13 protein-coding genes are annotated in these 11,165 nt (G+C 66.1%); 2 read left to right on the forward strand and 11 right to left on the reverse strand.

All coding sequences use genetic code 11. The annotated features are described in order from the left end of the window. Positions 1 to 45 precede the first annotated feature (45 nt). Positions 46 to 1,278 carry a pyridoxal-dependent decarboxylase, exosortase A system-associated gene (locus RLDS_RS33895; protein WP_021224881.1) on the reverse strand — a complete coding sequence of 411 codons (1,233 nt, stop codon included), beginning with the start codon at positions 1,276 to 1,278 and terminating at the stop codon, positions 46 to 48. Beyond that, positions 1,275 to 2,792, reverse strand: a complete 1,518-nt coding sequence (locus tag RLDS_RS33900) for an acyl-CoA ligase (AMP-forming), exosortase A system-associated (RefSeq protein ID WP_021224882.1) — start codon at positions 2,790 to 2,792, stop codon at positions 1,275 to 1,277. Before RLDS_RS33900 ends, RLDS_RS33895 begins: the two co-directional genes overlap by 4 nt. Before the next feature lie 77 nt (positions 2,793 to 2,869). On the opposite strand from RLDS_RS33900, the gene RLDS_RS33905 reads away from it, so the two are divergent. After that, on the forward strand, positions 2,870 to 3,880 hold the full coding sequence (locus tag RLDS_RS33905) for a GNAT family N-acetyltransferase (RefSeq protein WP_021224883.1): 1,011 nt from the start codon (positions 2,870 to 2,872) through the stop codon (positions 3,878 to 3,880). A 28-nt stretch (positions 3,881 to 3,908) separates the two neighbouring features. Next, on the forward strand, positions 3,909 to 4,196 hold the full coding sequence (locus RLDS_RS33910; protein WP_021224884.1) for an acyl carrier protein: 288 nt from the start codon (positions 3,909 to 3,911) through the stop codon (positions 4,194 to 4,196). 21 nt (positions 4,197 to 4,217) lie between these two features. On the opposite strand, the gene trxB is transcribed toward RLDS_RS33910, so the two are convergent. The 9 genes from trxB to RLDS_RS33955 form a co-directional block, all read right to left on the reverse strand. Further along, positions 4,218 to 5,180 (reverse strand): thioredoxin-disulfide reductase, encoded by a 963-nt coding sequence (trxB, locus tag RLDS_RS33915; protein WP_021224885.1) that lies wholly within the window; start codon positions 5,178 to 5,180, stop codon positions 4,218 to 4,220. 180 nt (positions 5,181 to 5,360) lie between these two features. Next, positions 5,361 to 5,975, reverse strand: coding sequence for a F0F1 ATP synthase subunit B family protein (locus RLDS_RS33920; RefSeq protein WP_021224886.1), 615 nt, complete (start codon positions 5,973 to 5,975; stop codon positions 5,361 to 5,363). After that, positions 5,968 to 6,462 carry a F0F1 ATP synthase subunit B family protein gene (locus RLDS_RS33925; RefSeq protein ID WP_021224887.1) on the reverse strand — a complete coding sequence of 165 codons (495 nt, stop codon included), beginning with the start codon at positions 6,460 to 6,462 and terminating at the stop codon, positions 5,968 to 5,970. Before RLDS_RS33925 ends, RLDS_RS33920 begins: the two co-directional genes overlap by 8 nt. 89 nt (positions 6,463 to 6,551) lie before the next feature. After that, on the reverse strand, positions 6,552 to 6,779 hold the full coding sequence (locus RLDS_RS33930; protein WP_004207392.1) for a F0F1 ATP synthase subunit C: 228 nt from the start codon (positions 6,777 to 6,779) through the stop codon (positions 6,552 to 6,554). A gap of 53 nt (positions 6,780 to 6,832) precedes the next feature. Beyond that, a complete protein-coding gene (locus RLDS_RS33935; protein WP_021224888.1) occupies positions 6,833 to 7,618 on the reverse strand; it encodes a F0F1 ATP synthase subunit A in 786 nt (261 codons plus the stop codon). Between the two features lie 47 nt (positions 7,619 to 7,665). After that, positions 7,666 to 7,989 carry an AtpZ/AtpI family protein gene (locus RLDS_RS33940; RefSeq protein ID WP_021224889.1) on the reverse strand — a complete coding sequence of 108 codons (324 nt, stop codon included), beginning with the start codon at positions 7,987 to 7,989 and terminating at the stop codon, positions 7,666 to 7,668. Between the two features lie 162 nt (positions 7,990 to 8,151). Beyond that, positions 8,152 to 8,556, reverse strand: a complete 405-nt coding sequence (locus RLDS_RS33945) for a YdbL family protein (RefSeq protein WP_021224890.1) — start codon at positions 8,554 to 8,556, stop codon at positions 8,152 to 8,154. Then, positions 8,553 to 8,741, reverse strand: coding sequence for a YnbE family lipoprotein (locus tag RLDS_RS33950; RefSeq protein WP_021224891.1), 189 nt, complete (start codon positions 8,739 to 8,741; stop codon positions 8,553 to 8,555). The genes RLDS_RS33945 and RLDS_RS33950 overlap by 4 nt, the downstream gene beginning before the upstream one ends. Then, on the reverse strand, positions 8,741 to 11,165 hold a 2,425-nt coding region (locus RLDS_RS33955), incomplete at its 5' end, for an intermembrane phospholipid transport protein YdbH family protein (protein ID WP_021224892.1). The genes RLDS_RS33950 and RLDS_RS33955, both read right to left, overlap by 1 nt.

Here is an 11,165-nt window from a genome sequence, read left to right on the forward strand (position 1 = left end):
CCGGTAAAGGGTAAAGATAGCGTTAGGAGTCAAGTCATTCGACTATCACCCAAGTAAAAGCTCCCGCGCGGGCGGATGTCCCAAAAAGGCCATCGGGCTGGCGGATGCTCCATAGGCTCCGGCCAGAAATATCGCGATCAGGTCGCCTTCGCTGATTTCAGGCAGCGCCACTTTGTCGCCCAGCCGGTCGATTGGCGTGCATAGACAGCCCACAATCGTCACGGGATCAAGGGCCGGAGCGGCTTCGAAACGACTCGCCACGGCAATCGGATAGTTGCGACGCACGACCGTGCCGAAATTGCCACTGGCGGCAAGCTGATGATGCAATCCGCCATCGACGACGACGAAGCGTTCGCCCTGGCTGTCTTTCACATCGACGACGCGGGTGAGGTAGACGCCCGCTTCCCCGACCAGCCAGCGCCCCAGTTCCAGCGCGAATCGGCTGCCAGCCAGAATGGGCGGCCGCGACTCCAGCGCTTGGCCCAGTGCCGCGCCGATCGGGCGGATGTCGAGCGGCGTGTCGCCGGGGAAATAGGCGAGGCCAAAACCACCGCCCAGATTGACGAGCGGTGGCGTGGCGCCGACCTCCTGCGACAATCGCGCCGCGAGAGCGATAGTGGCCGCCTGCGTGTCGATGATCGCCTGCGCGTCCAGATTCTGGCTGCCCGCAAATATATGCCAGCCGCGCCAGTCCGCGCCCGCCTCGATCACCATGCGGGCCAGCGCCGCCGCGCGGTCGGCGTCGACGCCGAAGGGCTTGGCCCCGCCGCCCATGCGCATCCCCGATCCTTTCAGGTCGAAATCGGGATTGACCCGCACGGCAAGACGCGGCTGCTTGCCGATCGCCTGCCCCGCCGCGATCGCACGGCGCGCCTCTCCTTCGGATTCCAGGTTGATGGTGACGCCGGCGAAAATGGCGGCGGTCAGTTCATCCGTGCGCTTGCCCGGTCCGGCAAAGCTGATGCGGTCAGGCGCCATGCCCGCCTCCAGCGCCATCTCCAGTTCGCCGCCCGACGCGATGTCGAAGCCATCGACCTGCACCGCCATACGGCTCAGCAGCGGCGCGAAGGAATTGGCCTTGATGGCATAATGCAGGTCAATGCCCGCCGGCATGGCGTCGCGAAAGCGCCGCACCTGCGCCTCCACCATCGCCATGTCATACACGAACAGCGGCGTGTCGCCCGCTTCGTCGACCAGGCTTTCCGCGCCGCATCCGCCGATCAGCAACATGCCCTCTTCGCGTCCGAACCCGGCCGGAATGGGTCCCATCGGCTTCATGCGCCCTGCTCCCGCGCCAGCGCCACCCGGTCGATCTTGCCATTGGGGTTGCGGGGAAACTGATCCAGCATGACGATGTCCCTGGGCTGCATGAAATTGGGAAGCTCACTTTTCAAATGCGCGGCGACGGCGGCGGGCAGATCATCCCCCTGCCCGCGCAGCAGCAATCGCACGGCTTGCCCCAGCCGGTCGTCCGCTATGCCCAGCGCCACGGCCTCGGCGACGCCGGGCACGGCGACGGCGGCCTCCTCGATCTCGGTCGGGCTGATGCGGTTGCCGGCGGACTTGATCATCGCGTCGTCGCGCCCGACGAAATAGAGCAGGCCCTGCGCGTCCCGCCGCACCGTGTCGCCCGACCATACCGCCATGCCGCCATAGCGCGATGCGGACGGCGCGGGCCGGAATCGTTCAGCGGTGCGCGCGGCGTCCCGCCAATAGCCCTGCGCCACCAATGGTCCGCAATGGACCAGTTCGCCCGGCTCGTCATCATCGGTGATACTGCCATCGGGCCGCACCACCAGGATTTCGGCAAAGGGGATCGCCCGGCCCATCGAATCGGGATGGCTGTCGACCAGCGCGGGCGGCAGATAGGTGGAGCGGAACGCTTCGGTCAGGCCATACATGGGATAGAGGTCCGCTTGGGGAAACAGCGCCCGCAACCGCGCCACCAGCGGCCGCGTCAACGCCCCGCCGCTGTTGGTCAGGCGCGTGAGCTTCCCCGCTACTTCCACCGGCCAATCCAGTTCGGTAAGTTGCACCCAGAGCGGCGGCACACCTGCCAGCGTGGTGATGTCGCGACGATCCACCAGCTTCACCACATCGCGCGGCGTCAGATAGTCGAGCGGATAGACGCATCCCCCGGCAAACCAGGTCGAAAACAGCTGGTTCTGGCCATAGTCGAAACTGAAGGGCAGCACGCAGGCGGTGCGGTCATCGGGCAACAGACGCAGATAGTCGGCGACCGCCACCGCCCCCAGCCACATATTGGCGTGGGTCAGCATCACGCCCTTGGGCCGGCCGGTCGACCCGCTGGTGTAAAGGATGGCCGCCAACGCCTGCGGATCGGCCTGCGACGCGCCGATGCCATCCCCGCCGCTCATCGCGCAGGCGGCGTCATCCTCCCGATGAAGCTGGCATCCGGCCGGCACGTCATCCGGCGTCAGGCTTTCGATCCGCGCGCCCGTGCCGATCAGCATGGCCGCGCCACTGTCGGCCAATATATGGGCGACCTGGCCATGTTTGAGCAGCGGGTTGACCGGCACATGGACCAGCCCCGCGCGCGGCGCGGCGAGCGGCATCAGCGCCGCGACCGGACCCTTTGCCATCCAGCTTGCCACCCGCGCGCCCGGCTCCAGCCCGAAACCCGCGAGCCATCCCGCCAGCCGCCCCAGCGTCTGTTCCAGTTCGGCATAGCTATAGCGGCCCGACCGGCCATCGAGCGCGGGCGCGGCAGGATCGGCCCGCAACAGCAGATGGTCGATCGGCAAAACCGGCGCGCCATCGATCAGGGACATGCTTTCAGCCACGGATGCTTAACGCCATGTGCAGAATTTTCTCCTAAGGCTGCGCTGGTTGGGGCGGAGATAGTCGGTTGCAGGCGCCAAGGGAATATCACAGCTTCGCCGATGTGCGACGCGCGCTGGGGCACAGGCCCGGCGCGTTTGATGACGCGCGGCTGTTCGACCGGCTCGACTGGATGGAATCGCTTCATCGCCACTGTTTCGCCGATGTGCCGCTCCGCGTCCTTCATGCAGGCCAAGGGCATGGCGAAGCCTGGCTGTTCCTGCTTGCCCCGGCGCGCAGGCGGCTTGAGGCCCTGGCCAATTATTACAGCTTCGCCTTCGCTCCTGTTTTCGTGGGTGCGCCGGACCCGGCGGCGCGATGCGCGATGCTGGAAGCCATGGGCCGACATCTGCGCTCCAACGGCGCGCGGCTGAGCCTCTACCCCCTGGAAGACTGCGCCGAATTGCGCGATGCCCTAGGCCGCGCGGGATGGTGGACGGTATGCCGAACCATGGGAGGGCGGCATCTGCTGACGCTCGACGGGCGAAATTTCGATACCTATTGGCGCGCGCGACCGGGTCGGCTGCGCAATCTCGTCCGGCGCAAGGGGCGCGGCGATCCCTTCGCGCTGACCATATATGACCGGCTGACCCCGGACCTGTGGGACGATTATGTCGCGGTGCAGGCGCGTAGCTGGAAGGCGGACGAACCGGCCGGTGGCCTCGCCTTCCTGCGCGATCTGGCCGAGCGGGAAAGCACGGCCGGCAGGCTGAGGCTGGGCTTCGCGCGGCAGGGCGGTCGCGCGGTCGCCACCCAGTTATGGACGATCGACCATGGCGTCGCGCTGATCCACAAGCTGGCGCATGACGAGGCGCTGGATGCGCAGTCGCCCGGCACTTTGCTCAGCCACGCGATGTTCCGCCATGCCATCGACCAGGACCGCGTGACGATGATCGATTATGGCACGGGCGACAATGGCTACAAGGCCGACTGGATGGAGCAGCGCATCCCGCTCACCCGCCTTGACGCGTTCAACCCGCGCGCCGTCAGCCAGTGGCCTGCCGCGGCCCGCGCGATGATTTCCGCGCTTGTCGGCTAGGCCGCTAAACTATAGTTAGGCGCCCATTATGCACGCCGCCCATCCCCAGCCGTCAGGCCAGCCGGTCCCCGTCGAAACCCAGATGCGGGCGCTGCTGCGCGACGCGCTTGGCCTGTCGCAGGACCGGGTCGATGCGTTCGATGCGGACACGCCGCTGTTCGGCGCGCTACCCGAACTGGATTCCATGGCGGTCGCCGGCCTGCTGACCGAGATGGAGGATCGCTTCGGCATCCTTATCGACGATGAGGATATCGATGGCGACACGTTCGAGACGTTCGGATCGCTGCTCGCCTTCGCGCAGGCCAAGGTCAGCTGACCCCGGCCTGACGCGCCGGACTTACGCCTCCACCAGTTCCTCGAAATCCTGCTCGGCCAGGAACTTCTCGACATCCAGCGCCGCCATGCAGCCCATGCCCGCCGCCGTCACCGCCTGCCGGTAGATTTTGTCGGTCACGTCGCCGGCCGCGAACACGCCGGGGATGGCGGTGTGGGTCGTGCCCTTTTCCACCAGGATATAGCCCTCATCGAGCGGCAGGCTGTCGGCGAACAATTCGGTCGCGGGATGATGGCCGATCGCGACGAAGCCGCCATCGGTCGCCTCATGGCTCTTCTCGCCCGTCACCGTGTCAATGAGGTCGACGCCGACCAGCCCTTCGGGCGTGCCGCCGCCCACGAAGCGTTCGACCGCCTTGTTCCACAGGATCTTGATGTTGGGATGGGCCTTGAGCCGTTCCTGGAGGATTTTTTCCGCGCGCAGCGAATCGCGGCGGTGGATCAGCGTGACGTCATGGCTGTGGTTGGTGAGGTAGAGCGCTTCCTCGACCGCAGTATTGCCGCCGCCGATCACCACGACCTTCTTGCCGCGATAGAAGAATCCGTCGCAGGTGGCGCACGCCGAAACGCCCTTGCCCTGAAGATGCTCCTCGCCCTCGACCCCCAGCCATTTGGCCTGCGCCCCGGTGCAGATGACCAGCGTGTCGGCGACATAGAGCGTGCCGCTGTCGCCGCGCAGGCGAAACGGGCGTTCAGACAAGTCGACGTCGACAATCTGGTCATACATCATCTGCGCGCCGACATGCTCGGCCTGCGCCTGCATCTGCTCCATCAGCCAAGGGCCCTGGATGACGTCGCGGAAGCCGGGATAATTTTCGACGTCGGTGGTGATGGTCAGCTGCCCACCCGGCTGCATCCCCTGCACCACGATCGGCGCGAGGCCCGCGCGCGCGCCATAAATGGCGGCGGACAGGCCGGCGGGGCCGGAACCCAGGATCAACATGCGGGTGCTGTGCGTGGCGGACATAAGGGAGCCTTCAATCTGCGATTCGGATCAGGGGGGAGAGATAGGCAGCCTGGCGCCCCGCGCCAAGCGAAGGATTTGCTTGGGGCCGGCGAAGCTGGTCTGCGGATGCGGATGCGGCCTTAACGGAAAAGGGCCGGCGCAATCCGCACCAGCCCTTTTGCTTCCGTCGTTACTGTGCGTTCAGTTGATCGTGCCGAGCTTCCCGATGGCGCTGTCGACCAGCGCCTTGTCGGACTGGGCGTCGTGACCCTGTGCGATCAGCGTGGCGGCGGCGCTGGTGGCGGCGTTCACCGCCTTGGCGCGGATCGCGGCGATGGCGGCGCGTTCGGCGGCGCCGATCTTGTCCTCGGCCATCTTCTGGCGGCGGACCACCAGTTCCTCGGCATGGGTGCGCGCGTCATCGACCAGCACTTCGGCCTCATGCTCGGCGGCCTTGCGCATCGCGTCCGCTTCACCGGTGGCGGCGGCGAGCTTGGCTTCATATTCGCCCTTGAGCGCCTCGGCCTCGGCGCGCAGGCGCGATGCTTCGGCCAGCTGCTCCTTGATCTGCGCGATCCGGCCATCAAGCGCGCCGCCGATCAGGGCAGGCACCTTCTTGACCAGCAGGATGAGGATGAACACCGCCATGGCGAGGCTCACCCAGGCGGTCGCGTCCATGCCCACCGCCTTGGGGTCGGTATGCGGGGCTACGCCTTCATGCGCGACGGTGCCGACCGGCTCCAGCCCTTCGGCATGGATCGCCTCGTCCAGCGAAGGGGCGGTCGCTTCGTGATGCTGTGCTGCTGCCTCAGCCATGGGCCAGTGCCGCCTTTACTGCGTTGCGGGCCGCTTCGTCCGACGCGTTCACGCCGGAAATGCGCGCCACCATGTCGCGCGCCGCGTCGGCGGCGACGGTTTCGATTTCTGCCATGGCCGCGTTGCTGGCGGCCTGGATGCGGGCTTCGGCCGCGGCGATCTTCGCCGCGACATCCGCGTCGGCTGCGGCCATGCGGGCTTCCGATGCCTTGGCCGCGTCCGACTTGGCCTTGGCCAGCAGAGCCTGGGCCGCGGCGCGGCTCTGCGCATCGCGGACCTTGTAATCGGCTTCCGCCTCGTCGGCGCGGGCAAAGGCCGCCTTTGCCGCGTCCAGATCGCCGCTGATCTTCGCGTCGCGTGCGTCCGCCGTGCCCTGCACCTTGGGCACCATGCCCAGGCCAATGACGAAGAAGACGAAGCCGAACGTCAACAGCAACCAGAATATCTGGCTGGAATAGGTTTCGGCGATTTGCGCGATTTGAGGCATGGTACGGGTCCGTCCGGTCAGAGGGCGGTCAAAATCAGGGAAGCGGGCGAGCGCGATACGATGGCCGCCCCGCCCGCTTCAAATACGTGTCAGGCCACGAACACCAGGATCATGGCGATAACGAACGCCAACAGACCCAGAAGTTCCGCCGCGGCGAAACCGATGAACAGGCGGCCCTGCTGGCCGTCGGCGGCACCCGGATTGCGCAGCGCGCCTTCCAGGAAGCTGCTGAAGACATTGCCCACACCGAGGGCAGCGATGCCCGCGCCGATCGCGGCCAGGCCAGCACCGAGCAGCTTTGCGGCTTCTGCGTCCATGTCGTAAACTCCCTTGTTAAACAGTCAAAAACGTTGAAGAAATTGGCGAAATATCAGTGCAGGTTCTCGGCATCGTTGAGATAGACCGAGGTCAGCAGCGCGAACACATAGGCCTGGATTACCGCGACCAGCACTTCCAGCGCGCTGATGCCGATCATCAGGATGAAGCTGGCCGAACCGACGGTGAAGCCCAGCAGCGGCGACGCATTCGCGCTGTTGATGACGAACCCGGCAAGCACCTTGAGCGGCACGTGCCCGGCAGTCATCGCGACGAACAGTCGCAGGCCCAGGCTGAACGGGCGCACCATGAAGGACACGAGTTCGATGAAGAAGAGCGGCACCACCATCAGCGCGGGCGTGCCATGCGGCACGAACAGCGAGAAGAAATGGAAGCCATGCTTGGCGAAACCGACGATCAGCACGATCGAAAAGCTCATGATCGCGAGCACGCCGGTGGCGGTGAAGTGGCTGGTGAAGGTGAAGGGGTGCAGCCCGAACAGGCCGAGCGGCAGCAGACCCAGCAGGTTCGCCAGCAGGATGAACATGAACAGCGAGAAGACGTAGGGAATATATTTGCGGCCCTTGTCGCCAATGTTGGCGATCAGCAAATTCTTGATGAAGCCGGTCATATATTCGACCGCCATCTGCCAGCGGCCGGGCACCAGTTCGCGCTTCATGCCGCCGATCACGAAGATCCACAGCACGACCGCCGCCAGCACCATGTAGAGCGCACTGTTGGTGAAGGCGATGTTGAAGCCGCCAAGGGACAGATGATCCGTACCGAACAAAGGTTCGATAGCAAATTGATGCATCGGATCGATTTTGCCGGATTCTGCCACGTTGACCCCTGTAACGTTCACGTCTTCGGACTAAGATAAAAGCGCCCCTATTGGTCGGGACGCTTTACCGTCGTCAATCTGATGATGTTCCTGAACGCCGCCACGATCCCAAGACCGAGGAACACGAGCAGGAGCCATGGGGATGTGCCAAACAGCCGGTCCAGAACCCAGCCGATCAACGCACCGCCGACAAGACCGCCGATCAGTTCAGCAAGAACCCTGTTGCCCAGGCGCGATCCATCGTCCGCCTGTTGCTCCTTGGCCCCCTGCCTGACCTTTTCGGCATGTTCGGCCCGGGCGATCCGCTCCTCCAGCGAAGCGATCCGCGCGTCCTCCCCTGCCGGGTCCTGTCCGGGTGTGTCCGCTGCCATGGCATCCTCCGCGATCCTGTATCGCGGCGGCATGGCGCTTGCGGCTGCACCCGTCAAGGCGCGGCCCGTTTAGAAAGGGGATTGCGGATAGTCAACCATGGTTGGCGCCAAGACTATCCTTGCCGTACGAAGGGATGAGGAAAGTCCGCCAGTGGCGACTTTTCACCCCCCCGACGCGCAATAGGATGGCAGCGCGATCGCGCCCGAACCCTTGGTCTGCCATGCGCCAGCGCCAATGCGATAGGCCTGGCCGCTCTTGAGGCGTGTCAGCGTCTGGCATGCGGTCGCCGCCGCTGCATCCTGCACCGTCACGCCGCGCTTGCCAGCAAGGTCGGTATAGGCCTGGCGCCGCTTGATATTGATCGATTCGACTTCCTTGCGAACCGTGTCGCTGACCGATCCTGCCACGCCCATATAGCCGTCGGCCTGCTCGCCCACCGCCCCGGACGACAGGGCCGCCGCCAGGTCGGCCGACTGCGCCAGCGCGCCACCGGAAAAGCCAAGGCCACCCGCCAGCGCCATCGCGGCGGCGGCCATCCATGCGGATTTCACCATCTTGCGTGTCATTGCGGGAACAACTCCGGATTATTCTGGATAAGGTCCTGCGCATCGCGTTGCAGCTTCACCACGACTTCCTGCTGCACCTTGACGTTCAGATTGATTTCGATCGGCTTGTCCGGGGCCTTCACCTGAATGCACCCCCCCAGCGCCGCGCCGGCTAGACCGGCCATCATGATGCTCTTTGTCTTCATTACGGTTCCCTATTTATCGCCTTGTCGCTTTCCAGAGGCTGAACCGCAAGGGGTTGCGCGCCTTCGTCCCGCATCTTTTCCTGCGCCTGCTTGGCGATTTCGCCCTGCACCAGGCTGGACGGGTCGATGAAGGATTGCGCCGTGCTCAACAGGCCCCGGAAGGGCGCGGCGATCTTCACGTTGAAGATGAAGGGCAAGCCGATGAAATTGCGCGCCAGTCCACCCGGCGCCGCGCCCAGCCGGTCGCGATTGACGCCGTTGAACACGACATTCGTCACCATCTCGCCATCCAGCGCGCCATCCATCAGGATGGTCAGGCACTTATATTGCAGATTCTTGAGCGCGTCGAAGGCGACCTTGCCCATGACGCCGATATCCTCGTTCGACACCGGCCCGACATAGGATAATGTCCCGCCGATCTTCGTGGGATCGCACGGGATGGTCGGCAACACGCCCTCGGGCATCAGCAATGGCTCCATGCCCGCCTGCCGCGCGACCAGGACGCCGCCCGCCACGCGGCCGCCCCTGGAATTGAAGATCAGCGGCATGATCCCGTCGAACGTGCCGGTCGCCGATACATTATCCAGCTCCATCGCCTGGATGAACGCGCCCGCGTCCAGCCCGATCACCCGAAACGTCATGTAGCGGTCGACATCGGCGCTGAAATCCATCGTCGTCGGCAAAAGCACGAGCTGCCCGCCGGAAAAGGGCCAGCCGCCCCCTTCGATCCGCACTTTCTGCCCCGCCTCCAGCCGATAGCGCACGACGCCGTCGCGCACCTCGACACCCGGATTGACCGATTGGATCGTCACCTGCTGCCCGGGCGCCGTCACCAGGCCGATAAGGTCGGTGAAGCGAATTTCCCCGCTCAGCCCCTCGACCGGGCCGAAGGCTGCGGCCAGATTGGCATTGTCCGTGCGGAAGGTGCCGGTGCTCGTCAGCTTGTCCCCGGTCCAGTCGATCCGCCCGTCGCCCGTCACCTTGGCGCGCACGTTGGCCACGACGCCCAGCGTCAGCGGCGTCAGATCTTCGGGTTGCAGCGCCCCGTCGAACGTCAGGTCGGGCACGTTCAGATTCGCGTAGCCCGCGCCCCGGCTCAGGTCATGCGCGATGTCGACGGTGGCGACCCGCGCGCCCTTGCCCGGCGCGGTCAGTGTGCCGGTGGCGGCGATCCGCCCGTCCTTCAGCGTCAGCGCGAAATCGGGCACTGACATCGGCTTGAAGCGCGCCTGCGCCTGCGAATCGCGCACCGTCATCGCAGCTTTAAGGCTGAGCGTCCCGTCCGCGAAACGCCACTCGCCCGCGCCCTGTTCGACGATCAGCGGGACCGTGCCGATCTGGCCGCCCGCCTCTTTAAGCGTGCCGGCAAAGCCATTCCTGGTCATCGCGCCATCCATGGCGGCGGCGGTCAGGCGCACGGGCGCGTCCTGCGGCCCGATCGTCAGCGCCGGATTGGCGAGCGCAAAGCCCGACTTGCCCAGCAGCACGCGCGCGTCATCGGCGGTCAGCCGCATCGGGCTGTCGCCGCTGCGCCCGGCGAAGTCGACCTGCCTGATCGCGACGCCACCAGACACGCCCCCAGGCCCCATGGCGATCATGGCGCCGCCCACCGGACACAGTGTCTGGCGCGTCTGCCCGAGCGCGAAATTGCCATAACGTGCTTCCACCAGCGACAGCGGCACGCAATCGGGATTGACCGACACCGCGCCATTGGCGGCGATCCGGCCGTTGATCGGCAGGCTAAGGCCGCGCAACCGTCCATCGGGCAGCGGCCCGTCCAGTCGCATCGCGGTGCGGAACCGGGTCGCGCCATTGGCATCAGCGGTGAAGCGCACCCGGTCGAGCGCAAGCCGCGCGTCACCCGCGGCATAAGGATCGACGAACAATTCGCCGCCAAAGCCGCCGCCCGGCCGCCGCGCCAGACGCAGCGCCGCGCGGGGAAGACCGCCCCCGTCCGCCGTGATCGCGCCATCCAGCGCCCAGTCGACGCCCGCCGCCTTGCCCGGCCAGGCTATCGTCATCTGCCCGCCCTGCGCGATGGCGATCCGCGCGCCGCTGCGCGCATCAAGGGCGGCGTTAGTGATCGCCAGGCTGCCGACGCCGCCTTTCTGCACCAGCGCCAAGGTCGTGCTGATGCGGTTGCCCGCGCCCGCGCGCTCCACCGCGTCCGCCAGCTTCGCCGCCAGCGGCGCGACCGGCGTGCCCGCCGCCCCGCTGCGCAAACCGGCCAGCGGATCGCGCCCCGGCAGTCTCAGATTGTCGCCGTTCAGCTGTCCCTGAAATCGGGTTTCCGGACCGATCGCCCATTGCCCGGCCAGCGATGTGCGGCCCAGCAGCGCGCCGCGCCCGCTCACCCCCGCCGCATCCAGCCGCATCTGCCCGCTCGTCCGCGCGGCGCTGCCGTCGAAATCGACCCGCGCCCTG

Source organism: Sphingobium lactosutens DS20, assembly GCF_000445105.1.
GTDB classification, from domain to species: domain Bacteria; phylum Pseudomonadota; class Alphaproteobacteria; order Sphingomonadales; family Sphingomonadaceae; genus Sphingobium; species Sphingobium lactosutens.